This window comes from Curtobacterium poinsettiae, assembly GCF_025677645.1.
Classification (GTDB): Bacteria; Actinomycetota; Actinomycetes; order Actinomycetales; family Microbacteriaceae; genus Curtobacterium; species Curtobacterium poinsettiae_A.
Genome location: NZ_CP106879.1, coordinates 713,963 through 736,623, shown reverse-complemented (window position 1 = coordinate 736,623; position 22,661 = coordinate 713,963). Strand labels below are relative to the sequence as shown.

Annotated in this window: 24 protein-coding genes and 1 pseudogene; 8 read left to right on the top strand and 17 right to left on the bottom strand. The window is 70.3% G+C overall.

Going from position 1 to position 22,661, the window contains the following annotated elements; translation table 11 throughout:
* The first annotated feature begins 6 nt into the window (after window positions 1-6).
* Window positions 7-1,368, top strand: coding sequence for a DNA repair protein RadA (radA, locus tag OE229_RS03655; protein WP_027467076.1), 1,362 nt, complete (start codon window positions 7-9; stop codon window positions 1,366-1,368).
* A 4-nt stretch (window positions 1,369-1,372) separates the two neighbouring features.
* Here the strand turns inward: radA and OE229_RS03650 are convergent, their stop codons facing one another.
* Window positions 1,373-1,756, bottom strand: a complete 384-nt coding sequence (locus OE229_RS03650) for an SseB family protein (protein WP_182064278.1) — start codon at window positions 1,754-1,756, stop codon at window positions 1,373-1,375.
* A gap of 280 nt (window positions 1,757-2,036) precedes the next feature.
* On the opposite strand from OE229_RS03650, the gene cspE reads away from it, so the two are divergent.
* Window positions 2,037-2,246 carry a transcription antiterminator/RNA stability regulator CspE gene (cspE, locus tag OE229_RS03645; RefSeq protein ID WP_017887662.1) on the top strand — a complete coding sequence of 70 codons (210 nt, stop codon included), beginning with the start codon at window positions 2,037-2,039 and terminating at the stop codon, window positions 2,244-2,246.
* A gap of 111 nt (window positions 2,247-2,357) precedes the next feature.
* Here the strand turns inward: cspE and OE229_RS03640 are convergent, their stop codons facing one another.
* Both OE229_RS03640 and OE229_RS03635 read right to left on the bottom strand, forming a co-directional pair.
* Window positions 2,358-3,053, bottom strand: a complete 696-nt coding sequence (locus tag OE229_RS03640; protein ID WP_262139777.1) for a hypothetical protein — start codon at window positions 3,051-3,053, stop codon at window positions 2,358-2,360.
* 64 nt (window positions 3,054-3,117) lie between these two features.
* Entirely contained in the window at window positions 3,118-3,660 is a 543-nt protein-coding gene (locus tag OE229_RS03635; RefSeq protein ID WP_262139775.1) for an amino-acid N-acetyltransferase, read from the bottom strand.
* Window positions 3,661-3,780: 120 nt separating this feature from the next.
* Between OE229_RS03635 and OE229_RS03630 the strand changes: the two genes are divergently transcribed.
* The 5 genes from OE229_RS03630 to OE229_RS03610 all read left to right on the top strand — a co-directional run bounded on the left by OE229_RS03630 (window position 3,781) and on the right by OE229_RS03610 (window position 7,296).
* Window positions 3,781-4,233, top strand: a complete 453-nt coding sequence (locus tag OE229_RS03630) for an SRPBCC family protein (RefSeq protein WP_182064276.1) — start codon at window positions 3,781-3,783, stop codon at window positions 4,231-4,233.
* 193 nt (window positions 4,234-4,426) lie between these two features.
* On the top strand, window positions 4,427-4,870 hold the full coding sequence (locus OE229_RS03625) for a hypothetical protein (protein ID WP_182064275.1): 444 nt from the start codon (window positions 4,427-4,429) through the stop codon (window positions 4,868-4,870).
* On the top strand, window positions 4,867-5,322 hold the full coding sequence (locus OE229_RS03620) for a hypothetical protein (RefSeq protein WP_262139774.1): 456 nt from the start codon (window positions 4,867-4,869) through the stop codon (window positions 5,320-5,322). The genes OE229_RS03625 and OE229_RS03620 overlap by 4 nt, the downstream gene beginning before the upstream one ends.
* Before the next feature lie 4 nt (window positions 5,323-5,326).
* A complete protein-coding gene (locus tag OE229_RS03615; RefSeq protein WP_262139772.1) occupies window positions 5,327-6,277 on the top strand; it encodes a hypothetical protein in 951 nt (316 codons plus the stop codon).
* Entirely contained in the window at window positions 6,274-7,296 is a 1,023-nt protein-coding gene (locus tag OE229_RS03610) for a hypothetical protein (RefSeq protein ID WP_209132710.1), read from the top strand. The genes OE229_RS03615 and OE229_RS03610 overlap by 4 nt, the downstream gene beginning before the upstream one ends.
* 302 nt (window positions 7,297-7,598) lie before the next feature.
* Here the strand turns inward: OE229_RS03610 and OE229_RS03605 are convergent, their stop codons facing one another.
* Window positions 7,599-10,118 (bottom strand): ATP-dependent Clp protease ATP-binding subunit, encoded by a 2,520-nt coding sequence (locus tag OE229_RS03605; protein ID WP_027467068.1) that lies wholly within the window; start codon window positions 10,116-10,118, stop codon window positions 7,599-7,601.
* A 206-nt stretch (window positions 10,119-10,324) separates the two neighbouring features.
* Between OE229_RS03605 and OE229_RS03600 the strand changes: the two genes are divergently transcribed.
* On the top strand, window positions 10,325-11,257 hold the full coding sequence (locus OE229_RS03600; RefSeq protein ID WP_027467066.1) for an NAD(+)/NADH kinase: 933 nt from the start codon (window positions 10,325-10,327) through the stop codon (window positions 11,255-11,257).
* Between the two features lie 209 nt (window positions 11,258-11,466).
* On the opposite strand, the gene OE229_RS03595 is transcribed toward OE229_RS03600, so the two are convergent.
* From OE229_RS03595 to ftsH, 13 genes and pseudogenes are all read right to left on the bottom strand, one after another.
* A complete protein-coding gene (locus OE229_RS03595; RefSeq protein WP_035809350.1) occupies window positions 11,467-12,525 on the bottom strand; it encodes a sigma-70 family RNA polymerase sigma factor in 1,059 nt (352 codons plus the stop codon).
* Window positions 12,526-12,876: 351 nt separating this feature from the next.
* Entirely contained in the window at window positions 12,877-13,011 is a 135-nt protein-coding gene (locus OE229_RS03590; RefSeq protein ID WP_258320880.1) for a hypothetical protein, read from the bottom strand.
* A gap of 63 nt (window positions 13,012-13,074) precedes the next feature.
* A complete protein-coding gene (locus tag OE229_RS03585; protein WP_182064271.1) occupies window positions 13,075-13,248 on the bottom strand; it encodes a hypothetical protein in 174 nt (57 codons plus the stop codon).
* A gap of 88 nt (window positions 13,249-13,336) precedes the next feature.
* Complete coding sequence (locus OE229_RS03580; protein WP_071245264.1) at window positions 13,337-13,540, bottom strand: hypothetical protein; 204 nt, start codon at window positions 13,538-13,540, stop codon at window positions 13,337-13,339.
* Between the two features lie 29 nt (window positions 13,541-13,569).
* Complete coding sequence (gene lysS / locus OE229_RS03575) at window positions 13,570-15,096, bottom strand: lysine--tRNA ligase (protein WP_262139769.1); 1,527 nt, start codon at window positions 15,094-15,096, stop codon at window positions 13,570-13,572.
* A gap of 71 nt (window positions 15,097-15,167) precedes the next feature.
* Window positions 15,168-15,860, bottom strand: coding sequence for a Rossmann-like and DUF2520 domain-containing protein (locus OE229_RS03570; protein WP_262139767.1), 693 nt, complete (start codon window positions 15,858-15,860; stop codon window positions 15,168-15,170).
* Window positions 15,857-17,617: a PH domain-containing protein gene (locus tag OE229_RS03565; protein ID WP_262139765.1), complete on the bottom strand. Its 1,761-nt coding sequence runs from the start codon at window positions 17,615-17,617 to the stop codon at window positions 15,857-15,859. The genes OE229_RS03570 and OE229_RS03565 overlap by 4 nt, the downstream gene beginning before the upstream one ends.
* Before the next feature lie 9 nt (window positions 17,618-17,626).
* Complete coding sequence (locus OE229_RS03560; RefSeq protein WP_262139764.1) at window positions 17,627-18,148, bottom strand: PH domain-containing protein; 522 nt, start codon at window positions 18,146-18,148, stop codon at window positions 17,627-17,629.
* 24 nt (window positions 18,149-18,172) lie between these two features.
* On the bottom strand, window positions 18,173-18,664 hold the full coding sequence (locus OE229_RS03555; RefSeq protein WP_182064267.1) for a DUF3180 domain-containing protein: 492 nt from the start codon (window positions 18,662-18,664) through the stop codon (window positions 18,173-18,175).
* Complete coding sequence (gene folK, locus OE229_RS03550; protein WP_262139763.1) at window positions 18,661-19,215, bottom strand: 2-amino-4-hydroxy-6-hydroxymethyldihydropteridine diphosphokinase; 555 nt, start codon at window positions 19,213-19,215, stop codon at window positions 18,661-18,663. Before folK ends, OE229_RS03555 begins: the two co-directional genes overlap by 4 nt.
* Window positions 19,212-19,601 carry a dihydroneopterin aldolase gene (gene folB / locus OE229_RS03545; protein ID WP_262139762.1) on the bottom strand — a complete coding sequence of 130 codons (390 nt, stop codon included), beginning with the start codon at window positions 19,599-19,601 and terminating at the stop codon, window positions 19,212-19,214. The genes folK and folB overlap by 4 nt, the downstream gene beginning before the upstream one ends.
* Window positions 19,598-20,566: a dihydropteroate synthase gene (folP, locus tag OE229_RS03540; RefSeq protein ID WP_263345016.1), complete on the bottom strand. Its 969-nt coding sequence runs from the start codon at window positions 20,564-20,566 to the stop codon at window positions 19,598-19,600. Before folP ends, folB begins: the two co-directional genes overlap by 4 nt.
* A 6-nt stretch (window positions 20,567-20,572) precedes the next feature.
* Window positions 20,573-22,560 (bottom strand): annotated as a pseudogene (gene ftsH / locus OE229_RS03535) (ATP-dependent zinc metalloprotease FtsH).
* Between the last annotated feature and the right edge of the window lie 101 nt (window positions 22,561-22,661).

Genomic DNA, 22,661 nt, shown 5'->3' with positions numbered 1-22,661 from the left:
GACGACATGGCGCGCCCGCAGTCCCTCTACCGTTGCACCGAGTGCGGCTGGACCAGCATCAAGTGGGTCGGCCGGTGCGGTGAATGCCAGACCTGGGGCACTGTCGAAGACAGCTCAGCGGCGTCGGCGAGCACCCGGGGCACGTCAGCGGTCGCCGTCACCGGCGCCCGGGCCGCGCGACCGATCACCGAGGCCCGCGGCACCTCTGTGCAGCGCTGGCAGACCGGCATCGGCGAGTTCGACCGTGTCCTCGGCGGCGGCGTGGTGCCGGGTGCGGCGGTCCTGCTGAGCGGTGAGCCGGGTGTCGGCAAGTCGACCCTGTTGCTCGAGGTCGCCTCCCGAGCCGCAGCCTCGGGCAAGCGCGTCCTCTACGTCAGCGCCGAAGAGTCCGTCGACCAGGTCCGACTCCGCGCCGAACGCACCGGGGCGATGCACGACGACCTGTACCTGGCGAGCGAGGTCGACCTCGGCGTCATCATCGGCCAGATCGACCAGGTCCAGCCCGACCTGCTCATCGCCGACTCCGTGCAGACCATCTCGTCGAGCTCGATCGACGGCATCGCGGGTGGCACGTCCCAGGTACGCGAGGTCGCCTCGACCCTGATCCGCATCGCGAAGGACCGCGCCCTGCCCGTCCTCATCGTCGGCCACGTCACGAAGGACGGCACGATCGCCGGCCCGCGGCTGCTCGAGCACCTGGTCGACGTCGTCTGCCACTTCGAGGGCGACCGGCAGACCGCCCTGCGCTTCGTCCGGGCGCTCAAGAACCGCTTCGGCCCCACGGACGAGGTCGGGTGCTTCGACATGGGCGGCGACGGCATCCACGAGGTCCCCGACCCGAGCGGCCTCTTCATGTCGAAGAACGCGACCCCGGTGTCCGGCACCTGCGTCACCGTCGCGCTCGAGGGGCGTCGGGCGCTGCCGGTCGAGGTGCAGGCGCTCATCGTCCCGAGCTCGGCACCGCAGCCACGCCGGGTCGTGAACGGTGTCGATGCCTCCCGTGTCGCGATGCTGCTCGCGGTCCTCGAACGCCGGGCCGGCCTCAAGCTGTCGGACGCCGACGTCTACGTGTCCACGGTGGGCGGCATGAAGCTCACGGAGCCCGGTGCCGACCTGGCGATCGCACTGGCCCTCGCGAGCGCCGCACGAGACCGTCCGTACCCGCACACGCTCGCGGCCGTCGGCGAGATCAGTCTCGCCGGCGAGATCCGTCCGGCCACGGGCACGAAGCAGCGCGTGAACGAGGCCACCCGCCTCGGGTTCACGACCGTGCTCGGTTCGGACTCCGGGCACCTGCGCGAGGCCCTGCGCGTGGCGTTCTCGATGACGCAGTCCCCGCGCGAACGCGAGCTCGACCGCGCGTTCTGAGGCGCTACGCGCGCAAAGCGGCCAGCAGGTCCTCGGGTGCGGCCTGCATGGTGTGCGGGCCGGCGATGTCGAAGAACACGCCCTCGAGCATGTCGAGGTGGGCGGCCAGGAACTCCTCGAGCCGCGGCCCGTCGTAGACCATGACCTGCCGGATCTTCTCGTCCGGCACCATCGCCGTGTAGGCGTCCGCCGACGAGAACAGCAGCAGGATGCGCTTGTCCGACCCCTCACGGCCGAACACCCGCACCTGCATGTCCTTCTTGCCGGTGACGAGTCGGGGGACGATCACGATGTCGTGGCGGAGCGCGAAAGCCACCGCAGCGACGTCCTGCTTCGCGAGGGCTTCCTCGAGCTGTTCGCTCCGGAAGCGCTGTTCCTTGTCTGCCATCAGCTCAATTCCACCAGATTTTCGTCGTTCCGTGACGCACGGGTAGCCAGTCGGCCCAGAGCACGCTAGCCTGATGGAACCGCTTCGGCGGCGCTCAACGTCCGGGCGAGGTGGTTTGCCCCTCAACCCGGGCCCCAGGGTCACTGGCCGACAGGCCTGACCCCGAACCCGTCCCGCCGGCACCTGCCCGCGTGGCGCATCACCCCCGTCGACGTACGTCGGGGTCTCCGTCGGTGCATCTGCACCTTGGCGGAAGCAAGAAAGCTAAGGAAACGCCATCATGGCATCTACCGGTACCGTCAAGTGGTTCAACAACGAAAAGGGCTTCGGCTTCATCGCCCCGGACGACGGCAGCGCTGACGTCTTCGCGCACTTCTCTGCGATTGCTGGCAACGGCTACAAGTCGCTCGAGGAGAACCAGAAGGTGGAGTTCGACATCACCGAGGGCCGCAAGGGCCCGCAGGCGGAGAACATCACCGTCCTCGGCTGATCACATCAGCTTGAACAGGCCCCGTCGTCTTCGGACGACGGGGCCTGTTGCTGTTTCCGGCACCCCTCATCGGCACAGCACAACCGGAACGGATCGGAACCGCGGACCCGGCTACTGCAGGATGAACTGCACCGAGGTCTTCGACTCGAGGTTCCCGACGGCGACCTGCAGGTGGTAGCTCGCGCCTCCCGCGGTGACCGCCGGCCGTGACGAGTCGCACGTCGACGTGGACGAGCGGGTGCGGTCCCAGGCGATCGCCGGGGTCGTGAGCGTCTGACCGGACTTGATCGTGACCTCCTGGTTCGTGCCGCCGGTCTGGCAGTCCTTCGACGACCAGTACTGCTCCTGGCCCGAGCTGATCGTCAGCACCTGCTGCGCCGACCCGAGGTCCATGTGGCAGGAGTTCGTGCCGGAGTTCTTGATCGACATCGCGATCTTCGGGTCCTCAGTGGGGCCGTAGGCCGACTTGTCGAGCACCGGGGTCAGGACGATCTGGTCCTTCGTACAGGTCGAGCCGTCGGCAGCAGCGGGCTTCGACGCAGAAGCCGACGCGGAGGCCGCCGGCTTGGGCGCCGCAGACCGCGAGGACCCAGATCCGGAACCGGCAGACCCGGCAGACGACGCACCGGAACCGGCACCGGCAGAGGCCGACGCACTCGGCGCCGCCGAAGTCGCCCCGCTCCCCCGCCCGACGACGATGAGCACCACGACCAGGACGACGACCAGCAGCGCCCCGAGCACGAGCGCCCGACGACGCCAGTAGACGACCGGCTTCTCGGGCCCGACGGGGTGACGCAACGACGACATGCGCACAGGGTAGACAACGGCACGGCAGACGCACGCCAACCCCGCCGGGCGGCACGAGAAAGCGTCAGAGGTTCTTCAGCATGCGGGTGTTGCCGAGGGTGTTCGGCTTGACCCGCGCGAGGTCGAGGAACTCCGCGACCCCTTCGTCCGACGAGCGGACGAGTTCGGCGTAGACGTCCGGTGAGACCATGCTCTCGCCGATCTCCAGGTACCCGTGCTTCGCGAAGAAGTCGACCTCGAAGGTCAGGCAGAAGATCCGGGCGACGCCGAGCTCACGGGCGTCGTGCTCCAGCGCTTCGAGCATCCGGTGCCCGACGCGCTTGTGGATCCACTGCTCGTCGAGGGCGAGGGTGCGGACCTCGGCGATGTCGTCCCAGAACACCGCGAGCGCGCCGCACCCGATCGGGGTGCCGTCGGGCCCCTCAGCGATCCGGAACTGCTGGATCGAGCCGTACAGCGCGACGTTCTCCTTGCCGAGCAGGATGCGCCGGTCGACGTAGGGCGCGATGAGCCGCTGGATGTGCGGGACGTCCGAGGCGAGCGCCGGGCGCACGAGGATCCCGTGGTCGTCGCGTTCGTGGAACGCGTGCTTCCCGTGCTCTGTCATCCGCCCCACACTACTGCGCGACGCCGGACGCGCACGCCGTCCGCGACGACGCCCGGACGGTACCGCAGGGGGACAGCGCTGCTGAGTGCCACCCAGGTCGATCGGCCTACCGTCCGGTGCATGCCTCAGATCATCGAAACCGTCGACGTCAACGTCCCCGTCCGCCAGGCCTACGACCAGTGGACCCGTTTCGAGGAGTTCCCGCACTTCCTCGACGAGGTCGAGAAGATCGTCCAGGTGGACGACAAGACCACCGACTGGACCGTGAAGATCGCCGGCCAGGAGCGCGAGTTCCGAGCCCTCATCACGGAGCAGCACCCCGACGAGCGTGTCGCCTGGACCGTCAAGGACGGCGAGACCGACCACGCCGGCGTCGTCACCTTCCACAAGCTCTCCGACGCCGAGACCCGCGTCACCGTGCAGATCGACTGGGAGCCCTCCGGCTTCCTCGAGAAGCTCGGCTCCGCCGTGGGCGTCGGCGGGCACGCCGTGAAGAAGGACCTGCAGAACTACAAGGAGCGCGTCGAGAACGCACCGACCCAGCCGGGCTGGCGCGGCGACGTGCAGGCGTAGTCCGCACCACACGACGGACGGGAGGCGCGGTGCCAGCTGGCACCGCGCCTCCCGTCCGTTCGTCCCCCCGTTCGGCATCCCCCCATCGAAATGCCGACCTGACGAGCGAGCGCGAGCCTGGCAGAGTGGTGACACCGGCCGACGCGCTGGTTCAGTTTTACCATGTCTGAGACAGATGTGAGAGTGGGGTCACGTGATCGAGTACAACGACGACGACGCGCACCGTCGGGAACTGTCGCGCAAACTGCAGCTCCTGATGGACGTCGTCGAGGCGAACTCGGGCCAGCGTCCCCCGTACAAGGAGATCGCCGCAGAGATCGAGGCGCAGGGTGCGTCGATGAGTCGACCGCGCTGGGGCTACATGCTCGGTGGCAACGGTCCGGCCGTCCGCGACCAGCGACTCCTGGCCGCTCTGGCGACCTACTTCGGCGTCCCGGCGGAGTACCTGACCGACGCGGCCGGCAGCACGGACGTGCCGGAGCGGGTGCAGGCGCAGCTGGAGCTCGTGCTCGAACTCCGCAAGCGCGAGGTCGTCGCGTTCGCCACCCGGCGTCTGGGCGAGTTCGCCTCGGCGGACGAGATCCGCGACTTCACCGACCACCTGCGCCGCCTCGACGAGTCGGGGAGCACACCGTGAGCGGGTACCGCGACCGCTTCGACGCCCTGCGCCGGCAGACCGCGGCCCGCCGCCGCGTGCAGCGCCTCGGACTCCCCCGTCGGCTGTCCCTGCCGGAGCTGACCGCACGGGCAGAGGCGGCGCTCGGCAAGCCGATCCACGTGCGCACGACGGAGCTGCCGGGTGACCTGTCCGCGCGGCTCATCCAGCGCGCCGACCACGCACTGCTCGAGACCCGCCCCGGACTGTCCGAGCGCTCCCGTGTGGCCTGTGTGCTGCACGAACTCGCCCACGTGTTCATGGACGACACCGGCTGCGACCACCAGGCCTACACGGGGCTGCTCTCCGGCCGGACAGCGTTCACCCGCTCGCTGGACACCCCGCACGAACAGACCGTCGAGCTCGTCGCCGACCAGCTCGCGCTGCGGATCGGGCTGCTCGACCCCGATGGCCAGCCCGGGATCTTCCGGTGACGCGGTGACGCTGCACGTCTGGGGATCGATCCCGGTCTGGCTGATCCTGGCGGTCCTGCTCGTCCGGCTCTTCCTGGTGCGCACGCAGTCGGCCAGCGTCACCTGGCTGATGGTCTGCTGCAGCTGCGTCGCCGTCGGACTCACGATCAACCAGCCAGACGTGACGACGTTCCTCGCCGGTGTGACGCACGTGCCGAACATCGCCGACCTGATCGGTCGCTGCCTGATGGTGTGCGGCATGTTCGCCCTCGCGCAGTCGGTCGAGGCCGCTGCACGCTCCGCCAAGCTCTTCCGCCCCGGTCGGATCATCGGCTGCGTCCTCGTCCTCGTCGCCCTCGTCGTGCTGTTCGGCCTGATCGACGCGCCGACCCCGACGGCGCAGTTCATGGTGGCCTACGGGGACCAACTGCCGACCGCGCTGTACTCCGCGGTCGAGATGACGTACATCGCCATCGTCATCGCCCGGTCCGCCGTCGCCGTGCTCCGTGGGTTCCGGAACGGGGACGGGCTCGGGCGCCTGTACTGGCTCTTCGTCGTCGGTGCCGCGGGGCTCGTGCTGCTCGCCGGCATCGCGATCGCCCTCGACGCCGTGCACGTCGCGGGTGCGGAGGGCGCGGTCGGCGTCCTGTCGAAGCTCTACACGCCGGTGTTCCTCGGCTCGATGGTCCTGCTCGCCATCGGCGCCGCCGGCGGCGTGCTGCCCGACGCCGTGCGGGAGTTCCGCGACTGGCGGGCCGCTCGACGCCGGTTCCGTGCGCTCGAGCCGGAGCTCCGCCGTCTCGAGACGGCATCGGGCAACACCGGGCTCTACTTCACGATCGTGTGGCAGCGTCGCCAGTGGCGGAGTCGGCAGCACCGGCTGTCCGTCGAGATCGAGGACCGCGCGCGCGAGGCCGGGCAGGCAGTGCCGGCCGCTGCGACGCTCACCACGGAACGACTCAAGGAGATCACATGACCGGCGCACGCATCACGGCACTCGGCACCGCGGCAGGAGCGGTCGGCACGCTCGGACTCGGTGCCTTCGTCGCACGGCGGCTGCTGTTCCCGACGCCGTACACGGCGACGGCCACGGTCCGCAGCGCCACGGACTCCGAGGTCGAGCTGATCGCCACCCGCGACACCCGCCTGCCGGGCACCTACGACCTGCAGCGCGACGACGCCCGCGTGCAGGTCGGCGCGATCCTCACCGCGAGCACGGAGACCGGGGCCGGCAGCGACGGTGACACCGTCCGCCGCAGCGTCACCGCCCCCGTGGCGAGCGGTGAGTGGGCCTGGGACGCCCTGCGGTACGACGGACCGGACGACGTGCCCGGCACCGAGCCCGAGGCCGCCACGACCCACGTGGTCCACGTGCACGGGCAGTCCCTCGGCCCGCGCCAGGTCCTGCGCGGTGTCGGGGTCTGGCGTTCGCTCGGCGCCTCGTCCGAGGTCGTCGACACCACCGACCTGCCGCTCCGCTCGCTCGACCCCGCGGCGGCGGACCGCATCGTCGCCGCCGTGCGAGCCGCCCGGGCACGCGGTGCACAGCGTGTCGTGCTGCAGGGCTGGTCCGCCGGCGCGCTCGCCTGCTCCGTCGCCGCCGCACGGGTCGGTGTCGACGGCCTCGTGGCGGTCTCACCCCTGCTCGACGTCGCCTCGGCACTCCGCGGGGCCGTCCGGGGCGCGCACCTGCCCGTGTTCGTCGGCACCGTGGCCGCCCGCATCGCGACCACGAACGTGCTGTCGCGGCTCGCCGGGGCCCCGACCCCCGTGACGACGACCACGTGGCAGGACTCGTCGACGCCGACGCTGCTGATCCACTCCGAGGCCGACGCCCTGGTCGCGGCGGACGACGTCGCCGCCGTCGCCGCGCGGCAGGGCGCCACCGCGGTCACGTTCCGCACGGCACCGCACACGCTCGAGTGGAACGAGGACCCGGAGCGCTGGGAGCGCGCCGTCCGCGACTTCGCCGCACAGCTGCCCGACGCCGCCTGACCCAGCGCCGCCTGCGGCATCGACCACGGCGCTGCAGGCATTCCCCCGGACGTGCAACGGCCCCGGTCTGCGAACAGACCGGGGCCGGCTGCGTCTCGATCCGTTGGGGGGAACCGATCGAGCGCGACGCGCGAGGAGTTGGGGGGAACGTCTCGCGCGTTGTCATCACAGTACCCCCGGACGGGGGTCCGTGACCGCAAGGACGCGCAGATCGGTGATGCGGGATCTGAACGCGACCCGGGAACGGACAGGAGGCCCGGTGCCAGCTGGCACCGAGCCTCCTGTCAGTGGGGTGTCAGGTCCTAGGACTCGATCTCGCCCTGGGGCGTGTCGGTCGCGGCCTCGACCGCGGCTGCGCCGGCGAGGACCTCTTCGCGGCCCGGCTGACGCCCGGTCTCGAAGTGGAACGCACCGTCGACGAAGTCGACCTTCACGTGGTCGCCCGCGTTGAGCTCACCCTGCAGGATGTGCTCGGACAGCTGGTCCTCGACCTCGTGCTGCATCGCGCGACGCAGGGGCCGAGCACCGAGGGACGGGTCGAACCCGACCTTGATGAGCTGCTCCTTGGCCGGCAGCGTGAGCTCGACGGTCATGTCGCGGTCGAGCAGGCGATCGGCCAGACGCTTCACGAACAGGTCCACGATCTGCAGCAGCTCGGGCTGCGACAGCTGCGGGAACACGATCGTGTCGTCGACACGGTTCAGGAACTCGGGCTTGAAGTGCTTCTTGAGCTCCTCGTTCACCTTGCCGCGCATGCGGTCGTAGCCGACTGCCGAGTCACCCTCGACCTGGAAGCCCACCGGGCCACCGGCGATGCCCTGCGAACCGAGGTTCGTGGTCATGATGATGACGGTGTTCTTGAAGTCGACCACGCGACCCTGACCGTCGGTGAGACGGCCTTCCTCGAGCACCTGCAGCAGCGAGTTGAAGATGTCCGGGTGGGCCTTCTCGATCTCGTCGAACAGGACCACGGAGAACGGCTTGCGGCGCACCTTCTCGGTGAGCTGGCCACCCTCCTCGAACCCGACGAACCCGGGAGGGGCACCGAAGAGTCGCGAGACCGTGTGCTTCTCACCGAACTCCGACATGTCGAGGGAGATCAGCGCACCCTCGTCGTCGAACAGGAACTCGGCGAGGGCCTTGGCGAGCTCGGTCTTCCCGACGCCCGTGGGGCCGGCGAAGATGAACGAGCCGGAGGGACGGTTCGGGTCCTTCAGGCCGGCACGGGTACGGCGGATGGTCTTGGACAGGGCCGAGATGGCCTCTTCCTGACCGATGACGCGCTCGTGCAGTGCCTTCTCCATGAAGACGAGCCGCGAGGTCTCCTCTTCGGTGAGCTTGAAGACCGGGATGCCCGTGGCCTGGGCCAGGACCTCGGCGATGATGCCCTCGTCGACGGTGCCGGACGCGGCGACGTCACCCGCACGCCACTGCTTCTCGAGGCGGAGACGCTCGCCGAGGAGCTTCTTCTCCTCGTCGCGCAGGCTCGCGGCCTTCTCGAAGTCCTGCTCCTCGATGGCGGCTTCCTTCGACCCGCGGACCGTCGAGATCTTCTCGTCGAACTCGCGGAGCTCCGGCGGTGCCGACAGGATCGACAGACGCAGGCGAGCGCCGGCCTCGTCGATCAGGTCGATGGCCTTGTCCGGAAGGAAGCGGTCCTGCACGTAACGGTCCGCCAGGTTCGCCGCGGCGACGATCGCACCGTCGGTGATGGACACCTTGTGGAACGCCTCGTACTTGTCGCGCAGACCCTTGAGGATGTTGATCGCGTGGGGCAGCGACGGCTCGTTGACCTGCACCGGCTGGAAGCGACGCTCGAGTGCGGCGTCCTTCTCGAAGTGCTTGCGGTACTCGTCGAGCGTGGTGGCACCGATGGTCTGGAGCTCACCGCGGGCCAGGAGCGGCTTGAGGATCGAGGCCGCGTCGATCGCGCCCTCGGCTGCACCGGCACCGACGAGCGTGTGGATCTCGTCGATGAAGACGATGATGTCGCCGCGGGTGCGGATCTCCTTCGTGACCTTCTTCAGGCGCTCCTCGAAGTCACCGCGGTAGCGGGACCCGGCGATGAGCGACCCGAGGTCGAGCGAGTAGAGCTGCTTGTCCTTCAGCGTCTCGGGCACGTCGCCCTTGACGATCGCCTGCGCGAGGCCCTCGACGACGGCGGTCTTGCCGACGCCGGGCTCGCCGATCAGGACAGGGTTGTTCTTGGAACGGCGGGAGAGGATCTGCATGACCCGCTCCATCTCCTTCTCGCGCCCGATGACGGGGTCGAGCTTGCCGTCGCGCGCGGCCTGGGTGAGGTTCCGACCGAACTGGTCGAGGACCTGCGAACCCTGCTGCGCGTTCTGCTGCTGCTCGCCGCCGACGGCGACCGCTTCCTTGCCCTGGTAGCCGGACAGGAGCTGGATGACCTGCTGGCGCACCCGGTTCAGGTCGGCGCCGAGCTTCACGAGAACCTGGGCTGCGACACCCTCGCCCTCGCGGATCAGGCCGAGCAGGATGTGCTCCGTGCCGATGTAGTTGTGGCCGAGCTGCAGCGCCTCGCGCAGCGACAGCTCGAGCACCTTCTTGGCGCGCGGCGTGAACGGGATGTGCCCGGTCGGCTGCTGCTGGCCCTGCCCGATGATGTCCTGGACCTGCTCGCGCACGGCGTCGAGCGAGATGCCCAGCGACTCCAGCGCCTTGGCGGCGACGCCCTCGCCCTCGTGGATGAGACCGAGGAGGATGTGCTCGGTGCCGATGTAGTTGTGGTTGAGCATCTTCGCTTCTTCTTGAGCGAGGACGACAACACGACGGGCCCGGTCGGTGAATCTCTCGAACATGTGCTCTCCCTTGGCCCCTGATGAGCGGAGCCGACGCTGTGCCGGTCTCGTGTGAGTCCGGCCAAGTACTTCGAGAGTAACCAGCGCTCCCCCCGGGGGCTGCCCCTGTTCGCCGTGGGCGTGACCAGGGTGCGTCTTGTGCGCAGCGAACGAACGCCGAGACGGACGGGAGGTCGCGTCGGAGGTCCGCTCGGTACGATCCGCTCATGGAGCAGCCCGTCGTCGGCCTCGTCGTCCACCCGACCAAGAACGTGCAGGAGTCCGTGACGACCCTGCAGCGCTGGAACGCGTCCGGCCAGGGCGAACTGCTCGCCCGCCGTGCGGACGCCCAGCGCATCGGCGGCGGGGTCGACGTGGTCGACGACGACGACTTCACCGACCGCGTCGACCTGGTCGTGGCCCTCGGCGGCGACGGCACCATGCTCGGGGCGATGCGGCTCGTGGCGAAGCGCCCGGTGCCCGTCCTCGGGGTGAACTACGGCAACGTCGGGTTCCTGGTCGAGATCGAGCCGCCCGAGCTCGAGAGCGCTCTGGAGCGGTTGTCCGCCGGCGAGTACCAGCTCGAGCCGCACCACGCGCTCGAGGCCCGGTTGTCCTGGGGTGGTGCCCGCACCGACTACCTGGCGTTCAACGACCTGACCATCGTGCGGCGGCCGGGCGCCGGGCAGGTGTCGGCCGACCTCAGCGTCGGGGGCCTCGGGTACGGGTACTACCGCGCCGACGCCATCGTGGCCGCCACCCCCGCCGGCTCCACCGCGTACAACTACGCCGCCGGTGGTCCGGTGCTCTCCCCCGCACTGTCCGGCTCCGTGGTGACGCCGGTCGCGCCGATGGCCGGGATCGACCGCTCGGTGGTGCTCGCCGCACGGGAGCGCTACCGGTTCGACATCGCCGAGGGCACCAGGAGCGCCGCGCTCGAGGTCGACGGGCTCGTCGTCGGCGAGGTGGCCACCGGGGCGCAGATCGACATGCGGCTCCGCAAGGACGCCGGCAGTGTGGTGCGCCTCGACGCCGAGCGGCACGGGCGGACCGGACGCGTGAAGCTCAGCCTGCTCGACCTGCCGGTGCGTCCCGACCAGTTGGTCGAGCTCATCCCGAGTGACCTGCGGCAGAAGCTCCGGCGCGAGATCGACGACTGACGCCGCGGGGCCGGTGAACCGGGCCACGGTCCTGGCCCCGACCCGGTCCCGGTCCTGGCGCCGGTCCCGGTCCCGGCGCCGGGAACGTGAATGGCCCGCCCGAGCAGTGCTCGAGCGGGCCGTCCCATCACCCCACCGGATCGTCTTCCCACAGAACGACCCGGTTCCCCGCGCCGGCACGGTGAACGCGCCGGCCGAAGTCCCCTGACCTAGTCGGTCAGGTACAGCTGCATGTCCTGCGAGACCGCCTTGGCGAACAGCCGCAGCTTGGCGCGCGACTCCACCCGGCTGACGGCCTGGCGGGTCGTGTGCACGATCTTCGAGATCTCGTCGAGGGTCATCGGCTTGTCGTCGTCCAGGCCGTAGCGCATGCGGATGACGTTCGCCTCGTCGCTGGGCAGCTCGGCGACGATGGAGCGGATGTCGCGGTGCAGCAGCGTCGTCTCGGTGAGCTCGTTCGGGCTCGCGGCGTCCTCGTCCTCGATGAAGTCACCGAGTTCGCTGTCGTCGGAGTCGCCGACCACGGTGTGGATCGAGACGGGCTCGTGCGAGCGGCCCTTGAGGTCGACGAGTTCCTCGACGCTCATGCTCAGCTCGGCGGCCACTTCCTCCGGCATCGGCGCGCGGCCGAGGTCGACGGTCAGGTCACGCTCGGTGCGCGAGATCTTGTTGATGAGCTCGACGGTGTGCACCGGGATGCGGATCGTGCGCGCCTTGTCGGCGAGACCACGCGAGATTGCCTGGCGGATCCACCAGGTGGCGTAGGTCGAGAACTTGTAGCCCTGCGTGAAGTCGAACTTCTCGACCGCACGGACCAGGCCGAGGTTGCCTTCCTGGATGACGTCCATGAAAGGCAGGCCGCGCTGCGAGTACCGCTTGGCGATGCTCACGACGAGGCGGAGGTTCGAGGTGATCATGCGCTCCTTGGCGCGCTCACCGTCGCGGACGAGCCAGCGGAGTTCACGCTGCAGGGTCTTCGCGAGACCCTTCTCGGTGGCGAGCTTCTCTTCGGCGAAGAGCCCGACCTCGATGCGGCGTGCGATCTGCGCTTCTTCCTCGGCGGTGAGGAGCGAGAGACGGCCGATGTGACGGAGGTAGTCGCCGACCTGGTCGACCGAGGCACCGCGGACACCGGCGAGCTGCTCGTCGGCCTCGACCTCGGTATCGAGGGAGGTGGTGGCGGACTCGGCGGTCGCGGTCTTCGACGCCGATGCCTTCTTGGTGGCGGTGCGGCGGGTGGTGCTGGGTGCAGCCGTTGCGATCGTCATGGTGTTTCTCCCTGCGTTCGACGGTGATGGCTTCGTGGGGCGTTGCCGGGGGTGCTGATGAGTAAAGCGGCCCGGAGGTGTACCCCACAAATCGTTCGGAGCGATTCTCAGGGTTCTCCGTGCTTCGTCATCGAAAGCGTCCCCCGCGGGGTACAGCCCTCCGACAGTTTGGTCCCCCAATCGGCCCTGGATCAAGCGGATAACGCCGTGTTTCCGGCGTTGCAGGCGTGTTTCACCAGCGTTTCCAACCCTGTACCCCGGGTAACTGCGCACTCCGGACATGCAAAAGGGGTACGTCCGACCGGATCAGTGCGATCTGGTCGTCGTACCCCGAATACCGAACGGGTGGGGTCACCAGGAGGGTTCGAGCCACCCGTCCCGGCGCTTGGAGACCTCGAGGTCTGCGTCTCGGTCGAACTCGTCGTACTCGCTCTCGATGTCACCGACGAGGCTGCGGCCCGTGAAGGGATGTGCGGTGGTTGCCATGCGGACGATGCTCACCCCGGTACGCGTCGGCGAGGTGAACGGTGCGTGACGGTCCGTCGGCGCTCAGACGTCGAGGTCGTCGACGTCGCCCTCGTCGTCGAGGGCTGTGCCGTCGGCCCCGCGGCCGGTTCCGTCGACGCCCACGGGCAGGCCGGACGTGCCGGACACCGGGTGCCCGAAGGCGTCCTCCACGTCGAGGTCGTCGAGGTCCTCGACGGGTTCCGGGCAGGTCGGCATGTGCGACAGCGTCACACCGCGCGGTGAACGCCGGGTGAAGTCAGCGCAGCACCGTGCGCACCGCGCAGCGCGCGGGGTGCTGCTGCGACTATTCGGCCGACGTCGGAGCCGGCGCGGGGCGACCGTGCTCACGCTCGAAGCGGGCGCGCTCCTCGGCCTCGACCTTGGCGTACGCGGCTCGCTCGGTCCGGTCGGCACGCATGATCGCGCGCATCACGAACCAGAAGATCAGGCCGACGACGATGGTCGGCGTCAGGGCGAAGACGATCCCGCTTACGACTCCTTCAGGCACCCGAGCATCGTACCCCGGTGGACCGGGAGCTACTTCACGAGCGGGAACAGGATCGTCTCGCGGATGCCCAGACCCGTGATGGCCATGAGCAGGCGGTCGATCCCCATGCCCATGCCGCCCGACGGGGGCATCGCGTGCTCCAGGGCCCGCAGGAAGTCCTCGTCGACGCGCATCGCCTCGAGGTCACCACCGGCCGCGAGCTTCGCCTGCTCGACGAACCGCTCCCGCTGCACGACCGGGTCGACGAGCTCGGAGTACGCCGTGCCGAGCTCGAAGCCGCGGACGTACAGGTCCCACTTCTCGACGACGCCCGGACGGGTTCGGTGCTGCCGGGTGAGCGGCGAGGTGTCGACCGGGAAGTTCATCACGAAGGTCGGGCGGTCGAGCGAGTCGATGACGAAGTGCTCCCAGAGCTCCTCGACGTACTTGCCGTGCGTGGCGTGGGCGACCTCGACACCCTCGGCGCCGGCGAGCGCCTGCAGCTCGGACAGCGGGGTCTCCGGGCTGATCTCGCGCCCGGCGGCCTCGGACAGCGAGCCGTACATGTCGATGCGGGGCCACTCGCCACCCAGGTCGTAGGTGCTGCCGTCGGGCAGGGTGACCTCGAGCGCACCGCCGGTGACCGCGCGGGTCGCGTTCTGCACGAGCTCCTGCGTCAGGTCGGCCATCTGCTCGTAGTTGCCGTACGCCTGGTACGCCTCGACCATCGCGAACTCGGGCGAGTGCGACGAGTCGGCGCCCTCGTTCCGGAAGTTGCGGTTGATCTCGAACACCCGGTCGATGCCGCCGACGACGGCGCGCTTCAGGAACAGCTCGGGTGCGATGCGCAGGAACAGCTCGGTGTCGAAGGCGTTCGAGTGCGTCACGAACGGTCGGGCCGAGGCGCCGCCGTGCTGGGTCTGCAGCATCGGCGTCTCGACCTCGAGGTACTCGTGCGCCGTGAAGGTCTGGCGCAGCGAGGCCATCACGGCAGCGCGGGCGCGCACGGTGGCGCGGGCCTCGTCGCGGACGATCAGGTCGAGGTAGCGCTGGCGGACCCGCGTCTCCTCGTTGAGCTCGTTGTGCAGGTTCGGCAGCGGCAGGATCGCCTTCGCCGCGATCGCCCAGTCGTCGACCATGATCGACAGCTCGCCGCGGCGCGAGGAGATCACCCGGCCGTGCACGAACACGTGGTCGCCCAGGTCGACGAACTCCTTCCAGCGGGCGAGGGACTCGTCCCCCACCTCGGCCAGGGAGACCATCGCCTGGATGCGCGAGCCGTCGCCCGACTGCAGGGACGCGAAGCAGAGCTTGCCGGTGTTGCGCGAGAACACCACACGACCCGCGATGCCCACGACGTCCTGGGTCTCCTCGCCGGTCTCCAGGTGCGCGTACTGCTCGCGCACGGCCGGGATCGTCGTGGTGATGGGGAGCTCGGCGGGGTACGCCTCGATGCCCGACTCCAGCAGCTTCGCCCGCTTGTCGAGCCGGACCTGTCGCTGCTCGCTGGTCTCCTGCTCGGCCAGTGCGGCGGCGTCGGCGATCGCGGTGTCGGGGGTGACGGTCTCGTCGGTCATGCGGGTGCGGCTCCGATGGTCGTGGGGGTCGGGGGAAATGCTACCCGCGCCGCGGTCCCGCCCCCGAACCGCTAGAGCGCCGACTGCCCGTCGGCGGCGGTCAGCGCGTTGTCGACGGCGGAGCGGACGAGCGCACCGAGGACACGACCCGGGTGTTCGACGCCGATGCCGGACAGGGTGCCGGCTGAATGGTCGACGATCGCGGTCGAGAAGCTCACGGCGGCCCGCACCGCATCGGCGTAGGCGGGCCGGTCGCCCTCGGCCACGACGAACGGTTCGGCCCCCATCTCGACCACGAGCGCCTGGGCGATCGGCAGCACGGGCGCCGGGGCGGTCACCGCGCAGTAGGCGTCGCGCAGCCGGGACAGGTCGACGCTCGTGCCCGTGAAGGCCATCGCCGGGTGGATCGCGAGCGGGATCGCACCGGCTGCCATCGCCGGGGCGAGGATGCCGACGCCGTGGTCCGGGCTGGTGTGCACGACGAGCTGCCCCGGCTGCCAGATCCCGGCGTCCGCCAGACCCTGCACGAGCGAGGCGAGCTGGTCGTCCGGCACCGCGAGCAGCACGAGCTCGCTCCGCTCCACCAGGTCCGGCGTCGCGAGCACCGGGGCGCCGGGCAGCATCGCCTCGGCGCGGTCACGGCTCTCCTCGGACACGGCGGTCACCCCGACGACGGCGTGCTCCGCGTTCGCCAGGGCCGCTCCGAGGACGGGTCCGACCCGTCCGGCGCCGACGATGCCGACCCCGAGACGCCCGGCCCTCATCGTGCGGCTCCGGTCGGTGGGACGTCGCCCCAGCCGGGAGGGACGGTGGCGGACCGGTGGTCCGCCGTCGGTGCGGCAGGGGCTCCGGACCCGGGCTCGGTGTCGGCCGCAGCGTGCGTGGCGGCCGCGGGACGGGCCTCCCGTTCGCGCCAGCGGTGGGTCGTGTCGACCGCGGCCGCTTCGACGGCACGCTGCGTCGTCTCCGACCACAGGCGCTGCGCGTCCCGCGCGTCGAGCGCGCCGACCCGGGCCGCCACCGGACCGGCCACGGTGTGGACGTGGACGGCTGCGAGCCGCAGGGCACGCTCGAGCGGGCCCTGCTCGACCCTGACGCTCTGCACCCGGGGCAGCGGCACGATGACGAGCGACCGCCACACGGCACCGAGCCGCAGCAGCACCGCCCCCTGCACGAACCGGTAGCCGTTGCGCCGGAACGCGAACGGACGGAGCCACGCGCCACGTCGTGGGGAGTGCACGAAGCCGCCGCGGTCGCCCGAGGTGGTCAGGCTGTCGTCGACGACGTCGACGGCTTCGGCAGCCCCTTCGCGCAGGGCTTCCTGCGAGGCCTCGGGGCCGGCGACGACGGTGCCGACGAGCCCGGGCAGGATGATGTCGAGGACCTCGCGGACGTCCGCCGTGGTGCCCACGGGCAGCACGATCGAGGACACCTGCTGGTTGCTCGACGCCCCGTTGCCGGCGCTCGTCGCACGGTTGATGCGGATGTCCCACCAGCCGAACGGACGCCACAGCAGCGGCTGGGCGACGCTGACGGCGTGGATGCGCCCGGGCGGCAGCGTCTCGTTCGACGTCGAGACCAGCCCGAAGCCGATCCGGATGCCGTCGCGCGTCTCGGCGATCGTGTACTGCAGCGAACGGGAGAACTTGCGGACGTAGTAGCCGCCGGCACCGAGCACGGCGGGGAACAGCCCGAACAGCAGACCGTACTCACCGGTGACGGCGACGCTGATGATCATCGCCGCGATGACGAGCACCAGGAACAGCGTCGTGCCGGACAGCAGCATCGACGCGATGAGGCGACCGGGACGCACCTTGACGATGCGGGTCGCGTGCACGGCTGCCGGGTCGAGCTCGGGCGAGAACATCTCGTCGACGCGGTCCTGCAGTGCTCCGTGCGACTGCCGCGACGGACCGCCGTGGCCGTCGTCGTCCTTCGCGCCGGACGCGAGCACCAGGATCCGCTGCCGCAGGTCGTCGGCGGCGCGGGCCCCGAGGTAGGCGAGCTGCACGTTGGCGTCGTTGCCGGCCTGTGCGATCTCGAGCTTGGCGGTGCCGAACACCCGGGGCACGAGCGGCCGCTGGATGTTGATGCCCTGGATCCGGTCGAGCCGGGCCTTGCGGTGGTTCCGGAAGAGCACGCCCGAGCGCACCTCGACGATCTCGCCGGTGACACGGAACTCGTGCATGCGCCAGGACAGGTAGAACAGCCCGATCAGCACCAGGAGCAGCACCACGATGCCGAGCAGGACCCAGCCGACGGCACCGTGCTCGTACACGTACCGGACCGGGTCACCGTCCTCCTGCTGCTCGCCCGGGATGAAGAACTCGACGAGCTGGTCGCGCAGGCTGTTCAGCACGTAGCCGAGGATGACGATGAGGAAGATCCCGCCCTTGAGCAGCGGGGTGAGCGGGTGCAGGCGGTGCCACTCGCCGTCGGTCAGGGGCGCCGCCGCGGCGGCGTTGCCCCGGCTGGGCGGGGCGGGCGGAGCGGGTGGCGGGGTGCCCGGTCGGAAGGTCACGGACGACCCCTACAGTCCGGCACGACGGGACTCGGCGAGCTCGACGAGGCGGTCGCGCAGCTCGTCGGCGTCCGCTGCCGGGACACCCGGGATCCGGACGTTCGTCGCGGCCGCGGCGGTCACGAACTTCAGCTCGCTCATGCCGAGCGCCCGGTCGAGCGGGCCACGGGCGACGTCGACGAGCTGCATCCGGCCGTACGGGACCGCCGTGAAGCGCTGCCACATGAGCCCGCGGCGCACGACCAGGTCGTCGTCGCGGAGCGCGTAGCCGATGGCACGGACCCGTCGGGGCGTCAGCGCGGCGGTGATCGCCGTGGTGACCGCGACCACGATGCCGATGATGAGCCACACGGTGCCGGCTCCGGAGCCGAAGCCGCCGGTGACGATCCCGATGAGCACACAGCCCGCGGTGAGCACGACGCCGATCACCAGCGTGGTGATGAGTTCGGTCCACACGAGCTTCGCGGACACCCGCTGCCAGGCGATCCCCCCGAGGCCGAGGCCGGGCTCGTCGAGTCGTTCACGCGGCATCGCGGGCCTCCTGGGGTTGCTCGGTCAGTTCACCGTCGTCGAGCCGTTGCGGGGATCGTCACGGTCGTCGTCGTCACCCGGAGGTGCGATGCACATGCGCTCCGCCACGAGTGCGCAGACCGTCAGGACGATCCCGCCCCCGACGGCGATCACGTTCGGCAGGGTCGAGCCTAGCGAAGGCGTCGCGGAACGGGTCAGCAGGTACAGCACGAGGCCGAGGGCGAATCCGCCCAGCAGCGTGCCGCAGATGCTGGACGCCTTCGCGAGCACGACGACCCGCGTCGCGTAGAGCGGGTCGACCGGCCGCTGGCGTCCGGCGCCGTCGCGAGCGTGTCGGCGCACCGGGCGCGCCATGAGCACGACGGCGACGCCGATGAACGCGAGCGTGATGCCGAGCGGGACCGAGAACAGGAACGTCGGCAGCTGGCGCGACGCCAGGACGGCGTCGAGCGCGAAACCGGCGACCACCGTCACGACGGCGATGCTGATCAGCGTGGAGGCGCGGGTGGGCTTCATGCGCTGGTCGCGCTCCCCGCCGGCCGGGAGGCCCGTGCCGGCTCCGCGAACAGGCGCGGCTCGTCGACGCGCTCGGTGTCGTCCCCCACGGCGGCGAGCAGGTCGGCCACCGGTCCGGCACCGGGCAGGACGGCCGCGGGGTCGGCGTCGAGCCACGGGGCGAGCACGAACGCGCGCTCCGCTGCCCGGGGGTGCGGCACGACCAGGGTGTCCGTGGCGATCCGCAGGTCGTCCACCGCGACGATGTCGAGGTCCAGGGTGCGGTCGCCCCACCGGATCTCGCGCGTGCGGCCGTGCGCGTCCTCGATGCCGTGCAGGGCGTCGAGGAAGGCCTGCGGCTCGAGGTCGGTGTCGACGACCACGACGGCGTTCCGGTAGCGGGGCTTCGACGTGTCGAGGCCGTCGAGGGTGACGGCGACGGACTCGACCTCGCGGCTCGAGGCCACCGGCTCGACTCCGGGCAGGGCGGCGATCGCGGTGGCGGCGGCGCGGAGCGTGCTCCCCCGGTCGCCGAGGTTCGCTCCGAGGGCGACGACGACCCGGTGCGTCATGCTTCTTCCTCGTCCGGCACCGTGGCGCCACGGGTGCGCCGGATGGTGATCGAGACGTCGGTGAACGGCACGGTGATCGGGGCCTGCGGCTTGTGCACCGTGACCTCCGTCGCCGACGCGGCACGGTGGGTGAGCACGGCCGCGGCGATGCGCTCGGCGAGCGTCTCGATCAGGTCGACCGGGTCGCGTTCGATCTCGGCGACGACCTGCTCGGCGAGGACGCCGTAGTGCACGGTGGCGTCGAGGTCGTCGCTGCTCGAGGCGGCGCGGGCGTCGAGCTCCACGGCGACGTCGACGACGAAGTCCTGGCCGTCCGCGCGCTCGTGGTCGAAGACGCCGTGGTGTCCGCGAGCGCGGACCCCGGTGAGGCGGATGGTGTCGTTCACGATCGAGCTGCCCTCCAGGCGTCCCAGACGTCGAGCACGGCACGGGTCGGTGCCGGGTCGTGCACGCGCACACCCCACGCGCCGCGTTCGGCGGCGAGCAGGCTGATGGCGGCGGTGGCGAGGTCGCGCTCCCTGGGCGGGGCGCCCTCCGGGCTCCCGACACCGTCGAGGAACCGCTTGCGCGAGGCGGCGACGAGCACCGGCAGCCCGATCGAGGCGAAGCGCTCGTAGCCGGCCAGGATCTCCCAGTTCTGCACGCCGTGCTTGGCGAAGCCGAGGCCCGGGTCGATGACGACCTGCTCCTGCCGGACGCCGAGCACGATGAGTTCGGCGACCCGGAGTTCGACCTCGCGCCGGACCTCTTCGACCGCGTGGGTGTACTCGGCGTTGCGGTACATCCGGTCGCTGTGGCCGCGCCAGTGCATGACGACGAACCCGACGCCCGTCGACGCCACGACCCGGGCCATGTCCGGGTCGGCGAGGCCGCCGGAGACGTCGTTGACGATCGCGGCACCGAGGTCGACGGCACGCTCTGCAGTCGCGGCGTTCATGGTGTCGACGCTGACCGGGATCCCCTCGGCCACGAGCTGCTGCACGACCGGCAGCACACGTTCTTGCTCGACCGCCACGGGCACCCGCTCGGAACCGGGGCGGGTGGACTCCCCACCGACGTCGATGACGTCCGCACCGGCGGCGACGAGGTCACGTGCGTGCTGCACGGCGGCGTCGTAGGCCTGGTGCAGCCCGCCGTCGCTGAACGAGTCGGGGGTGACGTTGAGGATGCCGAGCACCCGGGTGCGTTCCCCGGCCGGGCCACCGCGGTCGCGGCGACGGCCGGTCACGACCTCCGGCACCGGCTGGGGTGCACGGAGGTCGATCGCGACCGTCGCCGGTTCGGCGGCGGCGGCGCGGGCACGACTCACCTCGGCGAGTCGACGCTCTCGTCGCGTCGGCAGCTCGGTCATGCCGGCCTACGCGGGGGCGATACCCGGGTTGCCGAACGGGCGACGACGGGTCTTCGAGGTCGACTCGGAGTCCGACGGGTCCGCTGCGGTCGAGGCGGCCTTGCCGGGCACGTCGATCGCGGGCAGGTTGCTGACCGGGCGCTTGTCGCTGGAGAGCCACTGCGGGCGCTCCGGCAGCTTGCGGACGTCCTTGAAGATCTCCACGAGCTCCGGGGCGTCGAGCGTCTCCTTCTCGAGGAGCTCGCCGGCCAGGCGGTCGAGGATGTCGCGGTTGTCGTTGAGCACCTGGTAGGCCTCGTCGTGCGCGGCCTCGAGCAGGGCGCGGGTCTCGGCGTCGACCGTCTGGGCGATGGTCTCCGAGTAGTCGCGACCGGTGCCACCGCTCATGTCACGGCCGACGAACGGCTCGCTCGAGCCGGACCCGAGCTTGACGGACCCGACGGCCTGGCTCATGCCGTACTCGGTCACCATCTTGCGGGCGGTGCCGGTGGCCTTCTCGATGTCGTTCGAGGCGCCCGTGGTCGGGTCGTGGAACACGATCTCCTCCGCGACGCGACCACCCATGGCGTAGGTGAGCTGGTCGAGGAGCTCGTTGCGGGTGACCGAGTACTTGTCCTCGAGCGGCAGCACCATCGTGTAGCCGAGGGCACGGCCGCGGGGCAGGATCGTGATCTTGGTGACCGGGTCGGTGTGCCGCATCGCCGCTGCCGCCAGGGCGTGGCCGCCCTCGTGGTACGCGGTGATCAGGCGTTCCTGGTCGGACATGATCCGGGTCCGGCGCTGCGGGCCGGCCATCACACGGTCGACGGCCTCGTCGAGGGCACGGTTGTCGATGAGCTGCGCGTTCGAGCGGGCGGTCAGCAGGGCCGCCTCGTTCAGGACGTTCGCCAGGTCGGCGCCGGTGAAGCCAGGCGTCTTGCGGGCGAGCAGCTCGAGGTCGACGCTCGCGGCGAGCGGCTTGCCCTTCGCGTGCACCTCGAGGATCTGCTTGCGACCGGCGAGCCCCGGGCGTCGACGCCGATCTGGCGGTCGAAGCGGCCCGGACGCAGGAGCGCGGGGTCGAGCACGTCGGGACGGTTCGTCGCGGCGATGAGGATGACGTTCGTCTTGCCGTCGAAGCCGTCCATCTCGACGAGGAGCTGGTTCAGCGTCTGCTCGCGCTCGTCGTTGCCACCGCCGATGCCGGCACCACGGTGCCGACCGACGGCGTCGATCTCGTCGATGAAGACGATGGCCGGCGAGTTCGCCTTGGCCTGCTCGAAGAGGTCGCGGACACGGCTCGCACCGACACCGACGAACATCTCGACGAAGTCCGAACCGGAGATCGAGTAGAACGGCACGCCGGCTTCACCCGCGACGGCGCGGGCGAGCAGGGTCTTGCCGGTTCCGGGAGGGCCGTAGAGCAGCACGCCCTTCGGGATCTTCGCCCCGACGGCCTGGAACTTCGCGGGCTCCTTGAGGAACTCCTTGATCTCGTGCAGTTCCTCGATCGCCTCGTCGGCACCCGCGACGTCGGCGAACGACACCTGCGGGTTCTCCTTGTTGTTGATCTTGGCCTTCGACTTGCCGAACTGCATGACCTTCGAGCCGCCGCCCTGGGCGCTCGAGAGCAAGAACCAGAAGAGGGCACCGATGATCAGGAACGGCAGGAGGATGCCGAGCAGCGACAGGAACCAGTTGCCCTGGGCGACGCGGTCGTTGTAGCCGTCGGGCAGGTTGGCGTCGTTGACGGCCTGCACGACCTCTTCGCCACGGGGCGTGGAGTAGTAGAACTGCTCCTGCTTGTCGCCGTCCTTCAGGACGAGGTCGACCCGCTGCTCGGTGGAGTTGATGGTCGCGGACGAGACCTTGTCATCCGACAGCTGTTCGAGACCCTTCTGGGTGTCGATCTCTTGCGTGCTGCCCTGGCTGATGACGCTCCAGCCGATGAAGATGCCCGCCAGCGCGATCAGCACGTAGAGGTACGGGCCGCGGAAGATGCGCTTCAAGTTCATGTGATCCGGGCGCGAGTGCCCGACACCTTTCTCTGCCGAAGTTGCGTGCTGATCAGCATACGGCCGCGATTCTGTGGCGAGAATGGGTGTCCTCTGCGGGC